This is a genomic window from Pantoea sp. FN0302 (genome assembly GCF_050113775.1).
GTDB classification, from domain to species: Bacteria; Pseudomonadota; Gammaproteobacteria; order Enterobacterales; family Enterobacteriaceae; genus Mixta; species Mixta alhagi.
Genome location: NZ_JBNJSM010000010.1, coordinates 22,349 through 41,783, shown reverse-complemented (window position 1 = coordinate 41,783; position 19,435 = coordinate 22,349). Strand labels below are relative to the sequence as shown.

Genomic DNA, 19,435 nt, shown 5'->3' with positions numbered 1-19,435 from the left:
CTCCCTGTTACCGTTCGACTTGCATGTGTTAGGCCTGCCGCCAGCGTTCAATCTGAGCCATGATCAAACTCTTCAATTTAAAAGTCTGATGCTCAAAGAAAAACGTCGTAATGAATTACGTGTTCACTCTGAGACTTGATACTGCAATAGTTTTTGCGATATCCCGTCCGTGAGTGCCCACACAGATTGTCTGATAAATTGTTAAAGAGCAGTGCGACCGGTACCTGATACCGTTGTCGCGAGGTGGCGTATATTACGCTTTCCTCTTTCAGAGTCAACCTCTTTTTTTCAGAAGTTTTTCTCCGGCGATTCATCTTGCTGAACCGCTCAACACCGCGTGGCGTAAGCCGTTGTGCCGTGTCGATGGAGGCGCATTATAGGGAGTTCTCCGCGGCCTGCAACCGCTAAATTGCAAAAAAGTGACTGTTTGCTGCAATCCCCAGCAAAAGCCCGGTTTATACGCAGTTATCCACAGATTTATGCACGCGCCGCGAGGATTCTAATTTAGGCGAGCATCGCGCAAACGTTTTCGCTACAATGCCAGCCGACGTTATTAATGCCCCTGATGGGGCGTTACCTGAAGCTTACCTTTATAAAAGGTCTGTTAAGCTTGATGTAACGCTCTTTACTTGCGAACCAAAGCCAAGGGATAAAACCACCATGCAACAACGTCGTCCTGTACGCCGCGCTCTGCTCAGCGTGTCTGATAAAGCCGGTATCGTCGAATTCGCTCAGGCTCTTTCTCAAAGAGGCGTCGAGCTTCTCTCCACTGGCGGCACCGCTCGTCTGCTGGCTGATGCTGGCCTGCCGGTTACTGAAGTCTCTGATTACACCGGTTTCCCGGAAATGATGGATGGACGCGTTAAAACTCTGCATCCGAAAATACACGGTGGCATTCTCGGACGTCGCGGGCAGGATGATGCGATCATGAGTCAGCATCAAATCGCGCCAATCGATATGGTCGTGGTCAATCTTTATCCCTTTGCTCAGACCGTCGCGCGTGAAGGCTGTACGCTGGAAGATGCGGTAGAAAATATCGATATTGGCGGGCCGACCATGGTGCGCTCGGCGGCCAAGAACCATAAAGACGTGGCGATCGTAGTTAAAAGCAGCGACTATCAGGCGATCGTTGCCGAGCTGGACGCTAACGAAAATGCATTAACCTTCGCTACCCGCTTCGATCTCGCTATCAAGGCATTTGAACATACCGCTGCCTATGACAGTATGATTGCTAACTACTTCGGTAGCCTGGTACCGGCCTATCATGGCGAGACCAATGCGCCTTCAGGCCGCTTCCCGCGCACCTTAAATCTGAACTTCATTAAAAAACAGGACATGCGCTACGGCGAGAACAGCCATCAGCAGGCCGCTTTCTATATTGAAGAAGAGATTAAGGAAGCTTCCGTCGCTACTGCTCATCAATTGCAGGGCAAAGCGCTCTCCTATAACAATATTGCCGATACCGATGCCGCACTGGAGTGCGTGAAAGAGTTCGACGAACCTGCCTGCGTTATCGTTAAGCATGCCAACCCCTGTGGCGTGGCGGTCGGCGGCTCTCTGCTGGAAGCCTACGAGCGCGCGTTCAAAACCGATCCTACCTCCGCTTTTGGCGGCATTATCGCCTTTAACCGCGAACTGGACGAAGCGACTGCACAGGCAATTATTAGCCGTCAGTTTGTTGAAGTGATTATTGCGCCTTCCGCCAGCGACGCGGCCCTGCAGATCACAGCGGCAAAACAGAACGTTCGTGTACTGACCTGCGGTACCTGGCAGCAGCGTGTAGGTGGCCTGGATTTCAAACGCGTTAATGGCGGTCTGCTGGTACAGGATCGCGATTTAGGCATGGTAGACCGTAGCCAGCTGCGTGTGGTCTCTAAACGTCAGCCAACGGAACAGGAGCTGCGTGATGCCCTGTTCTGCTGGAAAGTCGCCAAGTTTGTTAAATCCAACGCCATCGTATATGCGCGCGACAATATGACCATCGGCATTGGCGCCGGTCAGATGAGCCGCGTCTATTCCGCTAAGATTGCCGGTATCAAAGCTGGAGACGAAGGGCTGGAAGTAAAAGGTTCCGCTATGGCCTCTGATGCTTTCTTCCCGTTCCGTGACGGCATTGATGCCGCTACCGCCGTTGGCGTTAGTTGCGTTATCCAGCCGGGCGGCTCAATTCGCGATGATGAAGTGATTGCCGCCGCAGACGAACACGGTATCGCGATGATCTTTACTGATATGCGTCATTTCCGTCATTAATCGCCTGGAGAGTCATAAATGAATATCTTGATCATTGGTAACGGCGGCCGCGAGCATGCGCTGGCATGGAAAGCGGCTCAGTCTCCCCTGGCGGATCGCGTCTTTGTCGCGCCGGGCAACGCGGGTACCGCTTTAGAGCCTGCGCTACAGAATATTGATATCGCAGCTACCGATATCCCGGCCTTACTCGCTTTCGCGCAGAGCGAAAAAATTGATTTAACCATCGTTGGCCCCGAAGCGCCGCTGGTAAAAGGCGTGGTCGATGCATTCCGTAAAGCGGGACTGAAAATTTTTGGCCCCACAAAAGCGGCCGCCCAACTGGAAGGCTCTAAAGCTTTTACCAAGGATTTTCTGGCGCGCCACCAGATCCCTACGGCGGAATACCAAAACTTTACCGACGTTGAGCTGGCGCTGCAGTATGTTCACGCTAAAGGCGCTCCGATTGTGATTAAAGCGGACGGTCTGGCAGCCGGTAAAGGCGTGATCGTTGCCATGACGCTGGAAGAAGCGGAAGCCGCAGTACGGGATATGCTGGCGGGCAATGCCTTTGGCGATGCCGGGCACCGTATCGTGGTGGAAGAGTTTCTTGATGGCGAAGAGGCCAGCTTTATCGTGATGGTGGATGGCGAGCATGTCTTGCCCATGGCGACCAGCCAGGATCATAAACGTGTGGGCGATGGCGATACCGGCCCCAATACTGGCGGCATGGGCGCTTACTCCCCTGCTCCGGTCGTTACGGCGGAAATCCACCAGCGCGTGATGGATGAGGTTATCTGGCCAACCGTGCGCGGCATGGCAGCAGAAGGCAATGTCTATACCGGTTTCCTGTATGCCGGGTTAATGATTGGCCAGGATGGTCAGCCGAAAGTCATTGAATTTAACTGCCGCTTTGGCGATCCGGAAACGCAGCCAATCATGCTGCGCCTGCAGTCAGACCTGGTTGAGCTCTGTCTGGCGGCCTGCGAAGGCAAGCTGGATGAAACAGAGTCGCTGTGGGATGAGCGTCCGGCATTGGGCGTGGTATTGGCCGCTGGCGGTTATCCTGGCGACTACCGCACCGGCGATGTGATACACGGCCTGCCATTGGAAGAAGTCGCTGATGGTAAAATTTTCCATGCCGGAACGCGTCTGGAAAATGATCTGGTTACCACCAACGGCGGGCGCGTACTTTGCGTAACGGCGCTTGGCGCCGATGTCGCTGCGGCACAGCGTCGCGCCTATGAGCTGGCAACGTCTGTTTCATGGGATGGCAGCTTCTGCCGTCGTGATATCGGCTATCGCGCTATCGGACGGAAATAATCTCTGCTGCGGTTCCGCTATTCCGGCGGAGCCGCGCTTCACGCCTGACTAAAAGTCCGCTTCTTGCGGTTCCCACTGGCAGTCATCCTCCGTTGAAACCTCCAACAGCTGCGTATCCGCAGGCGCTTCCAGCCAGGCGACGCTGACCCTAGCTCCTGTCTGATGCTGAAGCTGCCCTATTCTTCGCCATTCGCTCTCATCCAGCGTCGGCTTGATCTGCTCGCCCTGACAGGTTTGCAGCGTGTTGTTACCCTGCCAGCGTCCCTGTTTCAACAGTACACGCCCGGCCAGCAACGCATCGCTAATCTTTAACATGCGCTGCGCATCAAATTTATACAGTTCAATGGCTTGTTCGCTGACCGCCTCGCGGCGTCCCGCCAGCTGTCGCTGCATAAAGCTCAGGCTGCCATCGCCGTCAAAACGCAACGTTACATCATCTGGCCGGGCATCCTTAAGATGGCGTTCAATACTGATAAGATTGCCATCCTGCCAGCCATAGCGGGTAAAGACGGTAGCGCCTTCCTGAAACGGCGTAAAGACCGTCAGCATATGCACGCTATCCTGATGGTTCTTACGCCAGATGCGTACCGCACCGCGATCGGCCAGATAGCCGCTGGCGGTAAAGTCAGGCAGCGACGGCTGTGAGCTACAGCCTGCCAGCAGTAACGTCAGAAGTGCAAATAGCCGCTTCATGATGCTCCGTGTTTACAACAAACGACAAAAAAACAAAAGGGCGACAATAATTGCCGCCCTCGTTAAACCTTTCACTGCAACGCGATTACTTAACGGCGTCTTTCAGTGCTTTACCAGATACGAATGCCGGTACGTTAGCAGCAGCAATTTTGATTTCATTACCAGTCTGCGGGTTGCGGCCAGTGCGCTCAGCACGGTGGTTAACTTTAAAAGTACCAAAACCAACCAGTTGTACAGCATCACCATCTTTCAGAGACTCGGTAATTGCAGCCAGGGTGGATTCCAGCGCAGCTTTAGCCTGGGACTTGGAGAGATCCGCTTTCTCTGCAATTACATCAATCAGTTGAGTCTTGTTCATAAGTTATCCTTACAGTGTATTTATCGCTTGCTAAGCATCGAGTGCGAGGGAATAGCCAGATTCTGACACCCTTCAGCCTGCACGCACCGATAGCCACATTTTTCAGCCCCCCAAATGTAGACCAGACAGGGGGCGGATGTGAAGCCTTTAGGCACGACAATTCAGGCGTGAAGTCACGTTTTATCGCGTTATTGCTCTATTTTTATACCAATGTTGCTAATCGCTGCTTCTCGCAGGTCAGAACGCAGTCCTTTTATCAGATCCAGGTCTCGCTCTTCACAGGCTGCCAGCAGGCGAAAAATCTCCCACTGCTCGTCCCATTCTTCTTCAATCGCCGGGAGCGCGCCCAGCTCTTCATCGGTCATTTCGCGACCAGCATGGGTCATTTCCAGCATCGCTACCGTGGTAATGGAGGTCTCGCTCACTTCAATCGCATGCACCAGCGTCTCCCCACTCAAACGCGAATGCAGCAGCTCACTTAACGCGACGCAAGCGTCAATCGCAGGATAAACACCGTAAACCTCGAAATCGTCCGCCAGCGGAATCGCCTCTTCGAGTTTTTCCAGCTGGCTGTCGAAATTGATTTTGGCATCCTTTACCGTTAGCGATTCCCAGATCAGATCGAGAATGCGTCGGTAAAGCTGCGCGTCAGCAAACTGCGTCTGCTGGCAAAAAGCCCAATAGTTGGGATAGAGGCGCTCGCACAGGCAGGCCATAAAGGTAACATGCTGCCAGCTTTCCAGCTTTTCGAGGCGCAGATGGATGGGGTTACGTAACATGATAAGGTCTCTTTAGCATCATTCTGGCGGCAGTGTAACGCAAAAGAAACCTTCCGGCACGGCTAACCCTCCTGCCAGCGTAGAAAGGCCGTACGCTCTGATGCGACGGCGTCAGCCCAGCGCGTCGGCTCCGGCAGACGGTAGCCAGCCATACAGTTTTGCACCCACTGCAAAGCGGTATCGATGCTGACGCGATGGCCGGTAGACACAAACAGCGGATTGCAGCGTTTTTTACTGCGCCAGACCCAGCCAATTTTCTCGCCTTTATCCATTAGCGGCTGCTGCGAGCCCGGTTCTTCATCCAGCGGCTCAAAGCGTCCGCACAGGCGACGTTTGGCCACGCCGATGGTCGGTACATCCACCAGCATGCCGAAGTGGCTGGCTACGCCGAGCCGCCGTGGGTGCGAAATGCCATGACCATCCACAAACAGCAGATCGGGTTTCTGCTCCAGCAGTTCCCATGCCGCCAGCAGCGCCGGATATTCGCGGAAAGAGAGGAAGCCTGGTATATAAGGCATGATGGTGGCGATGCGCGCCACCTTATATTCGATAAGCTTTAGCGAAGGATATTCCAGTATAACCATGGCAGCGCGCGTAATGTCGCCGCCCTGTTCAAACCCAACGTCCGCGCCGCCAATCAGGCGCGGCGGCATCACATCGAAATCATCATGACGCACCACTTCCGCGGCGCGCTGTAGCTGTTCGGCTCGTAATGCCTGTATATCCATATCTACTCCTTGTGATAAGGACGTGACAGCCGATGCACCGCCTCCACAAATGCGCCTGCATGCTCAGGCGGCACATCCTGATGGATGCCATGTCCTAAATTAAACACGTGCCCGTTACCCTCTCCAAAACCAGCAAGGATAGTCGCCACTTCCTGCTCAATACGCGCAGGCGATGCATAAAGCATAGACGGATCCATATTGCCCTGCAGCGCCACTTTGTCTCCGACGCGACGACGCGCATCGGCAATATCGATGGTCCAGTCCAGTCCCAGCGCATCACAGCCGGTAGCTACCATCGCTTCCAGCCATTGACCGCCGCCCTTGGTAAACAGGGTTACCGGCACGCGACGGCCGTCGTTTTCACGGATCAGGCCATCAACAATCTTATGCATGTAGTGCAGAGAAAATTCCTGATAATCCGCGCCGGTCAATACGCCGCCCCAGGAGTCAAAAATCATTACCGACTGTGCACCAGCACGAATTTGCGCATTCAGGTAGAGCGTGACGCTCTCTGCCAGTTTATCCAGCATGGCATGCAGCGTTGCCGGCTCGGCATACATCATTTTTTTGATTTTCGTAAAGGCTTTACTGCTGCCGCCTTCCACCATATAGGTAGCCAGCGTCCACGGGCTGCCGGAGAAGCCGATCAACGGCACCGCGCCCTGGAGATTTTTACGGATGGTGCGTACCGCATTCATCACATAGCCCAGTTCCTGTTCTGGATCGGGCACCGGCAATTTATCCACATCGGCACGGCAGGTAATCGGCGAGGCAAAGCGCGGACCTTCGCCCGCTTCAAAAAACAGCCCTAACCCCATCGCATCGGGAATCGTTAAGATGTCAGAAAAGAGAATCGCCGCATCCAGAGGATAGCGACGCAGCGGCTGCAGAGTCACTTCACAGGCCAGCTCAGCATTCTTGCACAGCGACATAAAATCGCCAGCCTGCGCGCGCGTGGCTTTGTATTCCGGCAGATAGCGTCCAGCCTGACGCATCATCCATACCGGCGTTACATCTACCGGCTGGCGTAACAGGGCACGCAGGTAACGATCGTTCTTTAATTCGCTCATCATAAGGCTCTCTCAAATACAGGCGCCTAGTGTAGCAGTTATTCTCACCGGTTAAGCAAGTTTGCCATGGTGCATCACTGGCTCAGATGCCTGAACCGGGAACGCTTGATCGTCGTAAGATAAGTGCTCTTGTTGGGTTATGTTCTTACTCCGGGGAGTTACTTAGTAAAAAAAACATGCCGAGCATCCGCCCTTTGCCAGAGTTGCTCCGTGGTTAACGTAATTTTTTCCGATACAGGCTGGTGCTTTTAAGACGACATATCGGCGATTGATTGGTGCAGAATGTTTTGTGCGCAGTGACGCTGATTATGATTCTGACGGAGTTGATTGAAGAGAAGCACAGGCTGCGCCCTTTGCTGAGTCGTTCTCTATGCATTGACAGAAATTTTTTCATTGTGCATATTGTTATATTATAACATAACATAAAGCATAGTGATGAAACTGACTTCCCCTCTAATCATGTCTGCAATACTGTTATTCCCTCTGGTCAGCCTGGGCGCCACTAACTATCCGCTCACAGTTGAAAATTGTGGGTTTAAAGAGACGTTCAGTCAGGTACCTTCACGTGTTGTGACCATTGGCCAGCATGAAACAGAACTGATGCTGGCGCTGGGGCTGGAAGAGAAAATAGCAGGTACATCCGTCTGGTTTGGCGCACTACCTGATGATCTGAAACAGCAGGGTGAAAAACTGAAACGGCTGGCTGAGAATGCGCCTGGATTCGAAGCCGTGGCGGCTCAGCGCCCCGAGCTTGTTCTTGCTCAGTACAGCTGGCACGTTGGGCCGCAGGGCGAAGTCGCCACCCGCCAGCAATTTGAGGCGCTGGGTATCAAAAGCTGGGTATCGCCAGCTGACTGCACAGCAAAAACAGTCACCTCTACCTCGAACGGTGATGGCGCACGTTCTGAACCTTACTCAATCAATATTATTTTTGATGAAATTACAGCGCTGTCGCGCATTTTTGATGTGCCTCAACGTGGCCAAGCACTGAAGCAAAAGCTGTCTGAGCGCATTGCTGCCGTGCTGAAGCAGAGCCGTATAAAGCCGTCAGCACCGCTTAAAGTTGTTTACTGGTTTTCAAGCACTCGCCTGAAAGGCGATCCGTGGGTAGCCGGTAACAAAGGCGCACCGGGTTGGATCAGTAAAACCCTTGGTCTGTCTAACATCATCGATTCAGATGAAGAGTGGCCTGCGGTGACGTGGGAATACATTGTTAAGGCTCAGCCAGATATTATCGTCATCGCGAGCATGGACAGGCGGCTTTATCCCGCCGATGACGTGACGACAAAAAAAAGGTTTCTGGAAACTGACCCTGTCACGCGCGAAATGCCTGCGGTGAAACAAGGCCATATCGCAGTGGTTCCGGCTATGTCGCTCAATCCGTCATTACGTAACGTAGAAGCGGTAGAGCTGATTGGGCAACAGATCCATGCTTTCGATCACTCCAGATGACAAGTCATCCTTTTTTTTACTGGCGAAACGGCCTGATCATTTTCACCGGCATACTGAGTCTGCCTGTAATGATGGTGCTGGCTGCTGCGACCGGCGATATGCCAGTGAGTTTTGCCACTACCGCTCGTGCAATAACCAATGGCCTTGGTATAACCCAATTCAATCTGCCCCCTGTCGAAGCCGGAATTATCTGGCAGTACCGCATGAGCCGGGCGCTGATGGCAGCCAGCAGTGGTGGTGGCCTGGCGTTATGCGGACTGGTTTTGCAGTCGTTATTGCGTAATCCGCTTGCGGATCCTTATTTACTGGGCATCTCTGCCGGAGCCTCAACCGGAGCCGTCAGTGTCATGCTGCTTGGTATTGGCAGCGGCGCAATCACCACAGGAGCCGGGGCGTTCACCGGGGCCTGTGTTGCTTTTTCGCTGATCGTAGTGTTGTCGGGCGGCATGCGCGAGAACGCATCACGCATCATCTTGGCCGGTATCGCCGGTACGCAACTGTTTAATGCACTGACATCCTACATTGTCAGTACGGCGGCAAATGCCGAACAATCGCGCGGCGTAATGTTCTGGTTGCTGGGTAGCCTGAGCGGTGTACGCTGGGCTGATGCACTGCTGTGCCTTGTGGTAGTGGCAACAGGCTTACTGATAATGATCTGCTATGCCCGCTCACTGGATACGTTCAATGTGGGTACCGACGTCTCTGCAACGCTTGGCACACGGGTGCTGCTGGTACGCATTATTTTGCTACTGACCACTGCTTTAATTACCGCAGTTATCGTCAGCGCTATTGGCGCTGTGGGCTTTGTCGGGCTGGTTATCCCGCATATAACGCGCATGATGGCCGGCCACCGGCACCTTATCACGATACCAATCGCCTTTCTTGCCGGATGTCATTTCATGATCCTTGCGGACCTGGTATCCCGCACCCTGATTAGTCATCAGGTTTTACCCATTGGTGTGGTAACGGCCCTGGTCGGTGCCCCTGTTTTTGCCCTGATTCTGTACCGCAACCGGGAGAAATGATGATGCATGTCGTGGTTGAGAAGCTGAGTGTGACGCTCCAGGCTCGTAGCGTTTTATCTGATATCAGTTTCAGTGTGAAACGATCGCAAACAGTGGGGCTGCTTGGCCCGAATGGCTCCGGTAAGTCCACGCTGATTCGCGCTATGGCTGGCGTACAGTCCTGCGCTTACGCGGACGTAAAAATTGGCGGTACGCTGACAAGGAATCTGAGCCGACGTGAGCTTTCACGTACGCTTGCTTTTGTGCCGCAGCATGCGGAGTCCGAGGCGGAGATGAGCGTTGTTGATATTGTTCGTCTCGGGCGTACACCGCATCGCAGCGCATTCGCGCCATGGCGTCAGGCCGATGAGGATGCAGTGCAACAATCGCTTTCGATGATGAAGCTTGATGCCCTGGTGCATAGATCCTGGCATCGCCTGTCAGGCGGGGAACGTCAGCGCTGTCAGATAGCCCGCGCACTCACACAACAACCGGATATCCTGCTGCTGGACGAACCGATTAATCATCTGGATATACAGTTTCAGCTGGAACTGATGCGGCTTATCTCTGCGTTGCCCGTTACCGTGATTGTGGCACTACACGATCTCAATCTCGCGGCAAAATATTGTCAGCATCTGGTGGTATTGCATGAGGGACAGATCGTGGCCACCGGTGATCCGGCTGCCGTGCTTACTCCGGCGCTCATTCGATCTACCTGGCAGGTCGATGCCTCAATCAACCGAACCAAACAGGGAACGATGAACATTCAGTACGCCTGAGGCAAGACGGCTGAAAAACCGTCATTAACGGGCTAAGAGTGTCGTCAATATCCTGAGAGGCCAGGTAGCGACTGGTCCGGAATTTCAGCCTGTTCTCATCTGATCCCTATCTAAGGAGTAGTTATGTCCGTAAAGTCCCCCTGTACTGATATCTGTATCTTCAGTAAAACTAAAGGCTGGTGTGAGGGCTGTGGCCGTACGCTGCAGGAAGCGCGTGAATGGCGCAAGCTTTCTCCTTTCCATCGTAAAAAAATCGAACGGGAGCTGCCTTCGCGGCTAAAAATGCTTTGCGCAAAGCCGGAAGAGTAGGGAATATTTCCCTTTGTTTACTGGAATGCGGCTATTGCGCCATGCAATTGCTCAGCGTGCCAGTGAACCGGTGATAACAGTACATAAAAATATCTGCTCGAGACGCTTCGGTTAAGCCCTCATGTTGGTATTTACCTGCCTGAAGGCCTGATTTCGAAACTGTTATTTCAGCTAAGCTTTCTACTGGCCTTTATATTGTTATTTCAGGAGAAAGCGGTGACACATGCAAAACCACGCCTCAAACCCGATCTGAAGCGTTCATTAAGAGCTGCAGTCCCTCTCGGTATCGGACTAATGGCGGCGGCTGATGAAATCATATTTCATCAGATCTTGGCCTGGCATCATTTTTTTGACCGAGGCACACCTGCTTTTAGCCTGTTATCAGATGGTCTTCTGCATTCTGCTGAATTGATTTTTTTTGTTGTCGGTTTTTTTATGTTTATGGACTTGCGTAAACGCTGCACGCTTAACCGGAGGTCGGCATGGTCTGGTTTCTTTTTGGGGCTGGGGGGATTCCAGATATTTGACGGCATTGTCGATCATAAGGTACTCCGGCTGCACCAGATTCGCTATGTCGAAAACGTGTTGCCCTATGATCTGGTATGGAATGGCGCAGGTATTCTTTTACTTTTGATAGGGTGGTTCCTGTATCACCGCGCACGTGCAACTGTGCATCCTGATGCAGAAAATTAATCTGTGGAGCCAGTGATGCATCATACAGGGGCGCCTCATTCAGGCATGCTGCTAATTCTTCTGGTAGCTATTCCTGCTGTAATACTCTGTTTTTATCTGCATGCCGCTGTCCGGCTACGTCATACTGCCCGATGGAGCCCCTGGCGTATAGCCAGCTTTACCACCGGCATTGCTTTGATCGTGGTATCTATGCTGCCGCCTCTGGCAAACTGGGCCCATCAGGATTTACGTGGCCATATGGTGCAGCATCTTTTTCTGGGGATGTTTGCCCCCCTCGGACTGGTATTCGGCTGCCCCGGTACGCTTTTACTCCGTTCTGTGCAGGCACGCACTGCTCGGTGCTTCATGGATTTCCTTCGGCTCAGACCCATCAGATTATTGATCCATCCCATCTCAGCCGCCTTGCTTGATATAGGCGGTATGTATCTGCTTTACCTGACGCCATTATTTGCGCTCATTATGATGCATCCAGCACTGTTTACATTACTTCATCTGCATTTTGTCATTTCAGGCTACCTGTTTACCTGGTCAATTGCCGGCCCCGACCCGGCACCACACCGCCCTGGAAGAACGGTGCGACTAACGGTCTTGTTTCTGGCGACGGCGGCACATGCCATTCTCGGCAAACTTATGTACGGTTATGGTTTCCCGCACGGTACCTCAGCCAGTTTGTTTGAAATACAGGCGGCTGCGCAATGGATGTATTACGGCGGAGATTTGGCAGAACTGTTGCTTATAGCAGCCTTTTTTGCGGCCTGGTTCAGGCATCGCAGCAGGCTACCGGAAATACTGGCTGACGGAAGCGCACCTGGATCTGTAGCAAAATAACAGCATATCTTTCGTTTATCGGCGCATAACTGATTGCTTCAGTTAATATTTTTACGTCACAAACAAGTTTGATACGTTGACAGCAAGGAATGCCAGGGAACCTAAGTGTGGGGAATACGACCTGCAGCCGGGAAAGCTGTTCACGGACGAAGAGAGTAAGAAGATCCATTCGCTGGCCGTGCGGAATGTTTCACGCAACGTTACTGAACTGGCTACTGAACTCAGTGATATTGCAAAACTTACAGATAATCATATCGCACTCTGGAACCTGATCCGCACCCGGACAATGAACAAAGACATCTGCACCCGCACGGTCATCCAGGATGGTATGAAGGCCATGGGCATCGATATCAGCAAAAACTTCAGCCACTGGCTGGCCAGGCTTGAAAGCCACGGACTGATCTCAGTCGATTATGAAGACATGATGATTATCAGTAGCCGAAAAAGTGAGGAGAGGGAAGCAAGTGACAGCTTGCTTACACATCGCTGGCCCGGAGTTACTAATTGCTCATAATTCTCATGCTGAACGTCCGCTTTGTGCCAGAAGCGGACACGGTACTTTGGGGTACTACAAAGATTTGCTGAGAAGATTGTGGTAAATGAGGGATTACAAGATGTGTCTCAGAGGTGTGGTAAAGTAACCCCCAGTGAGAATCAACGGCTAATTAATGGCGAAAGAGCTTCAAGCAGAGCTGAAGGGGAAGCAGGAGTACCATTAGACTCCCAGGCATTCTGGAACTCCGCAATTTCAATACCTATGAAAGAATGTGCGGCGATTATTTCGCTGCAGGCTTTTAAATCCTCAAGAGTCATACCGCTTTCAAGTTTGTAATCAGTTGGTACAATCCCGGGTTCAAGAACGTCACAGTCCAGATGAACGTAAACCGCACGACCGGCAATCGCCTCTTTAAGACGCCCGGATAAATTATCGCCCAGTGTAATGTAAGGGATGCTATACCTACTAATCAGTGCTGTTTCGAACGGATCCAGATCACGCTGACCGACAAGCACAATCTGATCGAGACGCACTCCATTACCAAGCCCTGAATCCCATAGTCCAGCAGCACCTGCAAATGCAAGTCCTCCAAGGTAACCCGTTTCTGATGTCTCCGGCGTATTCAGGTCAGCATGAGCATCGAACCAGACTATGCAACAATCAGGATGGTACTTTGCTACTACAGGCAGCGTAGCGAGTGAGACCACGCAGCGACTTATAGCAGCAACAGATACAACTCCGGATGTAAACACCTCTTCAAATCGTGCCTTAACAGCTTCGAGGTTTAACATTGCGGCGTCCAGTTCCTTACGCCATCCCTTATTCAGGGCTGGCTCTGGCTCCCCGACTATCACGGGATTGATACCGTTCCGACGGGCGAGATAATCTCCAATTGCTTTGGCACCAGGTATGGCAAGATCATTAGGGTCGCCGGCTCTCCCCTGAAACACGGTGTAGGCCATTTTTATTGGTGACATGTGGTTTTTTTCCTTACCGCTAATTTATTGCTTTTAGCTTACATCAATTTAGTTAAAGAGGCTTAAAGGGGCAGCTTTGCCTGCCAACCCTGACCTGTTCCCTGTTAATTAATACGCGACTACGCTAACAAGCCTTCATCTGTTGCAAAAAAATGTGAATGTCCGCTTCTCGCTCAAAGCGGATGTTCATCGTTTACAATTTCTGCGTAACGTTTCCGCCTGCCTGATTGATATCAAATACAACTACTCATCCGCTGCGCGACAGAGCGCTACCGTATCTTCGATCAGGCGGCGGGCAACGGTGCCAGCCGGAGGCAACTGCGGCAGGGCGTCATAACGAAACCAGTCGGCATCGATCAGCTCGTTATTATCGATTTGCAGTTCGCCTCCTTCATATTCCGCCATAAACGCCATCATCAGCGAATGGGGAAAGGGCCAGGGCTGAGAGGTGACATAGCGCAGATTTTTCACTCGCACGCTGCTCTCCTCCATAACCTCACGCGCCACCGCCTGCTCCAGCGTTTCGCCAACTTCAACAAACCCCGCCAGCACGGTGTAAATGCTGTTGCGATGGCGTGCATGCTGCGCCAGCAAAATTTTATCGTCACGCCGAATGGCGACAATAATGCAGGGGGCGATTTGCGGGTAGTAGCGCTGGCGGCAATGACCGCAGAGGCAGGCATTTTCACGACTGCTAAGATGCATTTCATGGCCGCAGTAGCCGCAATAACGATGCGAACGAATAAACTCAGCCAGCTGTACACCACGACCTGCCAGCTGAAACAGCCCGCTGTCGATATCGATAATTTGTCGTATCGATCCCATCTGATCGTTACGGTTCTCACGGATCAACCAGACCGGTTCACCCTGCCATTCGCCGATAACCGCGCCCTGCGATCCTTCCAGACCAAAATTTTCTGCTGTACCGTACGGTAATTCACCGTTTGGCAACCAAATTTTTTGTTCGTGGCTGACAACCCACCAGCCAGCGTCTACGCTTTTGATCGCACGTTCCATAAGAGAGTGATCCTTTGCTTCAGCACTTTTGTGACTGGGGCCGTAATTATTCCTAAAAGTGGAACGGATACGGGACACAGCCTCTGTACTGATGTTAAGTATAAGTAGCGGTAAGACTATAACTCACGGAGACAAACATGCTTAACCAGTTAGACGTTCTGACCGAGCGCGTAGGTGGCAGTAATGAACTGGTAGACTTTTGGCTTAATGCGCGCAGGCAGCTTTTGGTTGCTTATTATCAGGTTGTTGGCATCAAACCGAACAAAGAGTCTCTCACCGCCCTTGATGAAAAGGCGCTCGACAACTTTTGTCAAAATCTGGTGGATTATCTTTCTACCGGCCATTTCAATGTTTATGAACGCATTATCGAAGAGATGACTGGCGACAGCCCGTTGCTGGCTGCTGCACAAATCTATCCTGCGCTGCAGGGTAATACTGAACAAATCATGCAGCTTTACGATACCCATTTTGAAGCAGCTATCGATCATGATAACTGCATGGAGTTCCAGCAGGCGCTATCTGAAGTAGGCGAGGCGCTGGAAGCGCGTTTCACGCTGGAAGATAAACTGATCCAACTGGCCTTTGAGAACAATTTAGCTGCGCTGGCTGCGGCTAACGATCAGGCACTGGCACGTCCGGCGTAACCGTTAATAATTTTTTATACCCTAAATAATTCGCGTTGCGGGCAGGCGGCGACGCAGTGAATCCCCAGGAGCTTACACTGGTAAGTGACTGGGGTGAGCGAGGAAAGCCAACGCACCAGCAATGTGAAGGATGACGGGTATACCCTAAATAATTCGCGTTGCAGGCAGGCGGCGACGCAGTGAGTCCCCCAGGAGCTTACACCGGTAAGTGACTGGGGTGAGCGAGGAAAGCCAACGCACCAGCAACGTGAAGGATGACGGGTATACCTCTTGTAGTTTTGCCAACGCCCCTTTATGCTGAAGGGGCTTTTTTATGACCTTGCCGCAGCGTAACGCGTGCAAGGTGTCGCCAGCAGCCTGTCTGCAGCGCGATTTTCTTCTTGTCGGAGTGCCTTTTAGGCTGAGACCGTTAATTCGGGATCCGCGGAACCTGATCAGGTTAGTACCTGCGAAGGGAACAAGAGTACAGATCATCTCACGCCGTCAATCCGTGTTGACGCCGTGTCGTTACTCCTTCCGAGCTCCGGACAAGCAACGTTCCTTTATCTGGAGTTTGCTATGTCTGCTAAACCAAACCGTCGTGAACAGCGCGCCCAGGCGCAACAATTTATCGCCTCTTTACAGGGAACCGCATTTCCCAACTCAAAGCGTATCTGGATCCAAGGCAGCCGCCCCGATATTCGCGTACCGATGCGTGAAATCCAGCTGAGCCCAACGTTGATCGGCGGTGATAAAACCGCGCCGGTGTATGAAGATAACGAGCCGGTGCCGGTTTACGATACGGCTGGCCCGTATGGCGATCCCGAAGCAACTATCGATGTGCATAAGGGGCTGCCGCGCCTACGTAGTGCCTGGATCGAGCAACGTGCTGATACCGAACAGACAGAACTTAGCTCCAGCTACAGCCAGCTGCGCCTGAAAGATGAAGGGCTTGATCATTTGCGCTTTGATAACCTGCCACGTCCGCGCCGCGCGCAAGCTGGCCGCCGCGTTACCCAACTGCACTATGCCCGTCAGGGGATCATCACGCCGGAAATGGAATTTATCGCCCTGCGGGAAAACATGGGCCGCGAACGTATTCGCAGCGAAGTTCTGCTCCAGCAGCATCCTGGCCACGGCTTTGGCGCTCAGCTGCCGGAAAACATCACGCCGGAATTTGTGCGCCAGGAGGTTGCCGCAGGCCGCGCGATTATCCCTGCCAATATTAACCATCCCGAAGCCGAGCCAATGATTATTGGCCGTAACTTTTTGGTTAAGGTGAATGCCAATATCGGCAACTCTGCCGTCAGCTCCTCTATTGAAGAAGAGGTTGAAAAGCTGGTTTGGTCCACCCGCTGGGGCGCGGATACGGTGATGGATCTCTCTACCGGACGCTACATTCATGAAACGCGCGAGTGGATTTTGCGTAACAGCCCGGTGCCGATTGGTACGGTTCCTATTTATCAGGCGCTGGAAAAGGTCAACGGCATTGCGGAAAACCTGACCTGGGAACTGTTCCGCGATACCCTGCTGGAACAGGCGGAACAGGGCGTGGACTATTTTACTATCCACGCGGGGGTGCTGTTGCGCTATGTGCCCATGACGGCAAAACGTCTGACCGGCATCGTTTCGCGCGGCGGCTCGATTATGGCTAAGTGGTGCCTCTCCCATCATCAGGAAAGCTTTCTTTATGAGCACTTCCGCGAAATCTGTGAAATTTGTGCCGCCTATGATGTATCTCTGTCGCTGGGCGATGGGCTACGTCCCGGCTCGATTCAGGATGCCAATGATGAAGCGCAGTTTGCCGAACTGCATACATTGGGCGAGCTGACTAAAATTGCCTGGGAGTATGACGTTCAGGTGATGATTGAAGGGCCGGGACATGTGCCAATGCAGATGATCCGACGCAATATGACCGAGCAGCTGGAACACTGCCACGAAGCACCTTTTTACACGCTCGGCCCGTTGACCACCGATATTGCCCCTGGCTATGACCATTTCACCTCCGGTATCGGCGCCGCCATGATTGGCTGGTTTGGCTGTGCGATGCTCTGTTACGTCACGCCGAAAGAGCATCTGGGTCTGCCGAATAAAGAGGATGTTAAGCAAGGCCTGATTACCTATAAGATCGCCGCACATGCCGCCGATCTGGCGAAAGGTCATCCCGGCGCGCAGATCCGCGATAACGCCATGTCAAAAGCGCGTTTTGAATTCCGTTGGGAAGATCAGTTTAACCTTGCACTCGATCCGCATACCGCTCGCGCTTATCACGATGAAACGCTGCCGCAGGAGTCAGGCAAGGTCGCACACTTCTGTTCAATGTGCGGTCCGAAATTCTGCTCAATGAAAATCACCCAGGAAGTGCGCGATTACGCGGCAAAACAGCAGGCTGAGGCGCAGCCGATTGAAGTGGGCATGGCTGAGATGTCGCAGGCATTTCGACAGCGTGGCAGTGAGCTTTATCATCCTGCTGATGCGCTCCGCCCGGAGGAAAAAGCATGAGCCAGCCTTTTCCTGCAACGCCCCACCGGCTTGGTCTCTATCCTGTTGTCGATAGCCTGGAATGGATAGCGCGTCTGTTGGATGCGGGCGTGCGTACCTTACAGCTACGCATCAAAGACCAGCCTGACGCCGAAGTAGAGCCGATTGTGCAACAGGCTATCGCGTTAGGTAAAACGTACCAGGCTCGGCTGTTTATCAATGATTACTGGCAGTTAGCGATTAAACACCATGCTTATGGCGTTCATCTGGGACAGGAAGATCTGGATGTCGCCGATTTGCAGGCAATTCGTCACGCTGGCCTGCGTCTTGGCATTTCTACGCATGATGATGAGGAAATCGATCGGGCATTGGCCGTGAAGCCCTCCTATATTGCCCTGGGCCATATTTTCCCGACGCAAACCAAGCTAATGCCCTCTTCTCCTCAGGGGCTGGAGCAGTTAAAACGCCATCTGGCACGGCTGGAAGATATACCTACCGTTGCCATCGGCGGTATCAGTCTTGAACGCGCGCCGGATGTTCTGGCCTGCGGCGTCGGCAGCATTGCGGTGGTAAGCGCGATTACAAAAGCGGCTGACTGGCGCGACGCCACCCAACAATTACTGGCGCTGGCCGGTACGGGAGATGAGGATCATGATTAACGATCGTGATTTCCTGCGTTACAGCCGCCAGCTTCTGCTGGAAGAATTTGGCGTAGAGGGCCAACAGAAGCTGCAACAGGCCAGCGTACTGATTGTCGGCCTTGGCGGTCTTGGCGCGCCGGCCGCGCTATGGCTGGCGGCGGCGGGCGTTGGCAAGCTGCTGCTGGCTGATGATGATATTTTGCATATCAGCAACTTACAGCGACAGATCCTCTATCGCAGCGCCGACTGCGGTAAAGCGAAAGCGCCACTGGCCCAGTATCAACTGCAATCCCTTAATCCACAGGTGGAAACTATCGCCCTGCAGGAAAGAATGGATGCTGAACAGCTGGCGCACTGGGTGCCGCAGGTGAATCTGGTGCTGGACTGTAGCGATAATATGACCACCCGTCATGTGGTTAATACTGCCTGCGTCGCGGCCAATACGCCGCTGATCAGCGGAAGCGCCGTTGGTTTCAGCGGACAACTGCTGGTGATCTCACCGCCCTGGCGACATGGCTGCTACCGCTGCCTCTGGCCAGACAACAGCGAACCTCAGCGTAACTGCCGTACCGCCGGCGTACTTGGCCCGGTCGTGGGCACAATCGGAACGTTACAGGCGCTTGAGGCGCTCAAAATGCTCGCTGGCCTGCCTTCGGCGCTGGATGGAGAGCTGCGTCTGTTTGATGGTCGTCAACAAACCTGGCGTACGTTGAGCCTGACAGCCGATCCGCATTGCCCGATCTGCGGAGGCGATAAATGAAGATCGTCGTTAATGATGAAACGCTGATGCTGGATCCTCCGCTCACGCTGGATCAACTGCTGGATAAGCTGGAGTGTCAGCCTGCTGGCACTGCGCTGGCGGTTAATCAACAGATAATACCGCGTGGCAGTTGGTCACAGCATGCATTACGTGAAGGCGATGTGGTGGTGATTTTTCAGGCAATAGCCGGAGGCTGAT

21 protein-coding genes, 1 rRNA gene and 1 riboswitch are annotated in these 19,435 nt (G+C 52.9%); of the genes, 14 read left to right on the top strand and 8 right to left on the bottom strand.

The window, feature by feature from the left end; translation table 11 throughout:
* A 16S ribosomal RNA gene (locus tag ACQE32_RS19665) occupies positions 1 to 79 on the bottom strand; the annotation flags it as partial.
* Positions 80 to 660: 581 nt separating this feature from the next.
* On the opposite strand from ACQE32_RS19665, the gene purH reads away from it, so the two are divergent.
* Positions 661 to 2,250, top strand: a complete 1,590-nt coding sequence (gene purH, locus ACQE32_RS19660) for a bifunctional phosphoribosylaminoimidazolecarboxamide formyltransferase/IMP cyclohydrolase (RefSeq protein WP_427022299.1) — start codon at positions 661 to 663, stop codon at positions 2,248 to 2,250.
* A gap of 18 nt (positions 2,251 to 2,268) precedes the next feature.
* Positions 2,269 to 3,549, top strand: coding sequence for a phosphoribosylamine--glycine ligase (purD, locus tag ACQE32_RS19655; RefSeq protein ID WP_250651078.1), 1,281 nt, complete (start codon positions 2,269 to 2,271; stop codon positions 3,547 to 3,549).
* A gap of 48 nt (positions 3,550 to 3,597) precedes the next feature.
* On the opposite strand, the gene ACQE32_RS19650 is transcribed toward purD, so the two are convergent.
* The 5 genes from ACQE32_RS19650 to hemE form a co-directional block, all read right to left on the bottom strand.
* Positions 3,598 to 4,242, bottom strand: a complete 645-nt coding sequence (locus ACQE32_RS19650; RefSeq protein WP_427022298.1) for a DUF1481 domain-containing protein — start codon at positions 4,240 to 4,242, stop codon at positions 3,598 to 3,600.
* 85 nt (positions 4,243 to 4,327) lie between these two features.
* Complete coding sequence (hupA, locus tag ACQE32_RS19645) at positions 4,328 to 4,600, bottom strand: nucleoid-associated protein HU-alpha (protein ID WP_085069581.1); 273 nt, start codon at positions 4,598 to 4,600, stop codon at positions 4,328 to 4,330.
* Between the two features lie 188 nt (positions 4,601 to 4,788).
* Entirely contained in the window at positions 4,789 to 5,379 is a 591-nt protein-coding gene (locus tag ACQE32_RS19640; RefSeq protein WP_085069579.1) for a YjaG family protein, read from the bottom strand.
* Positions 5,380 to 5,441: 62 nt separating this feature from the next.
* Positions 5,442 to 6,107: a deoxyribonuclease V gene (gene nfi, locus ACQE32_RS19635; protein ID WP_250651081.1), complete on the bottom strand. Its 666-nt coding sequence runs from the start codon at positions 6,105 to 6,107 to the stop codon at positions 5,442 to 5,444.
* Positions 6,108 to 6,109: 2 nt separating this feature from the next.
* Entirely contained in the window at positions 6,110 to 7,177 is a 1,068-nt protein-coding gene (gene hemE / locus ACQE32_RS19630) for a uroporphyrinogen decarboxylase (protein ID WP_250652781.1), read from the bottom strand.
* A 459-nt stretch (positions 7,178 to 7,636) separates the two neighbouring features.
* Here hemE and ACQE32_RS19625 point away from each other — a divergent pair, with 459 nt between their 5' ends.
* The 7 genes from ACQE32_RS19625 (at position 7,637) to ACQE32_RS19595 (ending at position 12,756) form a co-directional block, all read left to right on the top strand.
* On the top strand, positions 7,637 to 8,629 hold the full coding sequence (locus tag ACQE32_RS19625; RefSeq protein ID WP_426982360.1) for an ABC transporter substrate-binding protein: 993 nt from the start codon (positions 7,637 to 7,639) through the stop codon (positions 8,627 to 8,629).
* A complete protein-coding gene (locus tag ACQE32_RS19620) occupies positions 8,626 to 9,654 on the top strand; it encodes a FecCD family ABC transporter permease (RefSeq protein ID WP_427022297.1) in 1,029 nt (342 codons plus the stop codon). The genes ACQE32_RS19625 and ACQE32_RS19620 overlap by 4 nt, the downstream gene beginning before the upstream one ends.
* Entirely contained in the window at positions 9,654 to 10,412 is a 759-nt protein-coding gene (locus ACQE32_RS19615) for an ABC transporter ATP-binding protein (protein WP_250651084.1), read from the top strand. Before ACQE32_RS19620 ends, ACQE32_RS19615 begins: the two co-directional genes overlap by 1 nt.
* Positions 10,413 to 10,535: 123 nt before the next feature.
* Positions 10,536 to 10,721: a DUF1289 domain-containing protein gene (locus ACQE32_RS19610; protein WP_250651085.1), complete on the top strand. Its 186-nt coding sequence runs from the start codon at positions 10,536 to 10,538 to the stop codon at positions 10,719 to 10,721.
* Positions 10,722 to 10,937: 216 nt separating this feature from the next.
* Positions 10,938 to 11,414 (top strand): DUF2243 domain-containing protein, encoded by a 477-nt coding sequence (locus ACQE32_RS19605; protein ID WP_250651086.1) that lies wholly within the window; start codon positions 10,938 to 10,940, stop codon positions 11,412 to 11,414.
* A gap of 15 nt (positions 11,415 to 11,429) precedes the next feature.
* Positions 11,430 to 12,242 (top strand): cytochrome c oxidase assembly protein, encoded by an 813-nt coding sequence (locus tag ACQE32_RS19600; RefSeq protein ID WP_427022296.1) that lies wholly within the window; start codon positions 11,430 to 11,432, stop codon positions 12,240 to 12,242.
* Positions 12,243 to 12,318: 76 nt separating this feature from the next.
* Positions 12,319 to 12,756: a hypothetical protein gene (locus ACQE32_RS19595; RefSeq protein WP_250651088.1), complete on the top strand. Its 438-nt coding sequence runs from the start codon at positions 12,319 to 12,321 to the stop codon at positions 12,754 to 12,756.
* Positions 12,757 to 12,896: 140 nt separating this feature from the next.
* Here ACQE32_RS19595 and ACQE32_RS19590 read toward each other — a convergent pair whose 3' ends face one another.
* Both ACQE32_RS19590 and nudC read right to left on the bottom strand, forming a co-directional pair.
* A complete protein-coding gene (locus ACQE32_RS19590) occupies positions 12,897 to 13,715 on the bottom strand; it encodes an arginase family protein (RefSeq protein ID WP_250651089.1) in 819 nt (272 codons plus the stop codon).
* Positions 13,716 to 13,958: 243 nt separating this feature from the next.
* A complete protein-coding gene (nudC, locus tag ACQE32_RS19585) occupies positions 13,959 to 14,732 on the bottom strand; it encodes an NAD(+) diphosphatase (protein WP_426982364.1) in 774 nt (257 codons plus the stop codon).
* A gap of 137 nt (positions 14,733 to 14,869) precedes the next feature.
* Here nudC and rsd point away from each other — a divergent pair, with 137 nt between their 5' ends.
* The 5 genes from rsd to thiS all read left to right on the top strand — a co-directional run bounded on the left by rsd (position 14,870) and on the right by thiS (position 19,434).
* On the top strand, positions 14,870 to 15,376 hold the full coding sequence (gene rsd / locus ACQE32_RS19580; RefSeq protein ID WP_250651091.1) for a sigma D regulator: 507 nt from the start codon (positions 14,870 to 14,872) through the stop codon (positions 15,374 to 15,376).
* A 374-nt stretch (positions 15,377 to 15,750) separates the two neighbouring features.
* Positions 15,751 to 15,850, top strand: a riboswitch (TPP riboswitch).
* Between the two features lie 84 nt (positions 15,851 to 15,934).
* Positions 15,935 to 17,857, top strand: coding sequence for a phosphomethylpyrimidine synthase ThiC (thiC, locus tag ACQE32_RS19575; protein WP_427022295.1), 1,923 nt, complete (start codon positions 15,935 to 15,937; stop codon positions 17,855 to 17,857).
* Positions 17,854 to 18,495, top strand: a complete 642-nt coding sequence (gene thiE, locus ACQE32_RS19570) for a thiamine phosphate synthase (protein ID WP_426982366.1) — start codon at positions 17,854 to 17,856, stop codon at positions 18,493 to 18,495. Before thiC ends, thiE begins: the two co-directional genes overlap by 4 nt.
* Positions 18,488 to 19,237: a HesA/MoeB/ThiF family protein gene (locus tag ACQE32_RS19565; RefSeq protein ID WP_426982367.1), complete on the top strand. Its 750-nt coding sequence runs from the start codon at positions 18,488 to 18,490 to the stop codon at positions 19,235 to 19,237. Before thiE ends, ACQE32_RS19565 begins: the two co-directional genes overlap by 8 nt.
* On the top strand, positions 19,234 to 19,434 hold the full coding sequence (gene thiS, locus ACQE32_RS19560) for a sulfur carrier protein ThiS (RefSeq protein ID WP_426982368.1): 201 nt from the start codon (positions 19,234 to 19,236) through the stop codon (positions 19,432 to 19,434). Before ACQE32_RS19565 ends, thiS begins: the two co-directional genes overlap by 4 nt.
* Position 19,435: the final 1 nt, after the last annotated feature.

What these genes read in the sequence shown, in the direction of transcription:
- purH (WP_427022299.1), top strand. Translation starts at nt 661, where the DNA reads ATGCAACAACGTCGTCCTGTACGCCGCGCTCTGCTCAGCGTGTCTGAT.
- purD (WP_250651078.1), top strand. Translation starts at nt 2,269, where the DNA reads ATGAATATCTTGATCATTGGTAACGGCGGCCGCGAGCATGCGCTGGCA.
- ACQE32_RS19650 (WP_427022298.1), bottom strand. Translation starts at nt 4,242, where the DNA reads ATGAAGCGGCTATTTGCACTTCTGACGTTACTGCTGGCAGGCTGTAGC.
- hupA (WP_085069581.1), bottom strand. Translation starts at nt 4,600, where the DNA reads ATGAACAAGACTCAACTGATTGATGTAATTGCAGAGAAAGCGGATCTC.
- ACQE32_RS19640 (WP_085069579.1), bottom strand. Translation starts at nt 5,379, where the DNA reads ATGTTACGTAACCCCATCCATCTGCGCCTCGAAAAGCTGGAAAGCTGG.
- nfi (WP_250651081.1), bottom strand. Translation starts at nt 6,107, where the DNA reads ATGGATATACAGGCATTACGAGCCGAACAGCTACAGCGCGCCGCGGAA.
- hemE (WP_250652781.1), bottom strand. Translation starts at nt 7,177, where the DNA reads ATGAGCGAATTAAAGAACGATCGTTACCTGCGTGCCCTGTTACGCCAG.
- ACQE32_RS19625 (WP_426982360.1), top strand. Translation starts at nt 7,637, where the DNA reads ATGTCTGCAATACTGTTATTCCCTCTGGTCAGCCTGGGCGCCACTAAC.
- ACQE32_RS19620 (WP_427022297.1), top strand. Translation starts at nt 8,626, where the DNA reads ATGACAAGTCATCCTTTTTTTTACTGGCGAAACGGCCTGATCATTTTC.
- ACQE32_RS19615 (WP_250651084.1), top strand. Translation starts at nt 9,654, where the DNA reads ATGATGCATGTCGTGGTTGAGAAGCTGAGTGTGACGCTCCAGGCTCGT.
- ACQE32_RS19610 (WP_250651085.1), top strand. Translation starts at nt 10,536, where the DNA reads ATGTCCGTAAAGTCCCCCTGTACTGATATCTGTATCTTCAGTAAAACT.
- ACQE32_RS19600 (WP_427022296.1), top strand. Translation starts at nt 11,430, where the DNA reads ATGCATCATACAGGGGCGCCTCATTCAGGCATGCTGCTAATTCTTCTG.
- ACQE32_RS19590 (WP_250651089.1), bottom strand. Translation starts at nt 13,715, where the DNA reads ATGTCACCAATAAAAATGGCCTACACCGTGTTTCAGGGGAGAGCCGGC.
- nudC (WP_426982364.1), bottom strand. Translation starts at nt 14,732, where the DNA reads ATGGAACGTGCGATCAAAAGCGTAGACGCTGGCTGGTGGGTTGTCAGC.
- rsd (WP_250651091.1), top strand. Translation starts at nt 14,870, where the DNA reads ATGCTTAACCAGTTAGACGTTCTGACCGAGCGCGTAGGTGGCAGTAAT.
- thiC (WP_427022295.1), top strand. Translation starts at nt 15,935, where the DNA reads ATGTCTGCTAAACCAAACCGTCGTGAACAGCGCGCCCAGGCGCAACAA.
- thiE (WP_426982366.1), top strand. Translation starts at nt 17,854, where the DNA reads ATGAGCCAGCCTTTTCCTGCAACGCCCCACCGGCTTGGTCTCTATCCT.
- ACQE32_RS19565 (WP_426982367.1), top strand. Translation starts at nt 18,488, where the DNA reads ATGATTAACGATCGTGATTTCCTGCGTTACAGCCGCCAGCTTCTGCTG.
- thiS (WP_426982368.1), top strand. Translation starts at nt 19,234, where the DNA reads ATGAAGATCGTCGTTAATGATGAAACGCTGATGCTGGATCCTCCGCTC.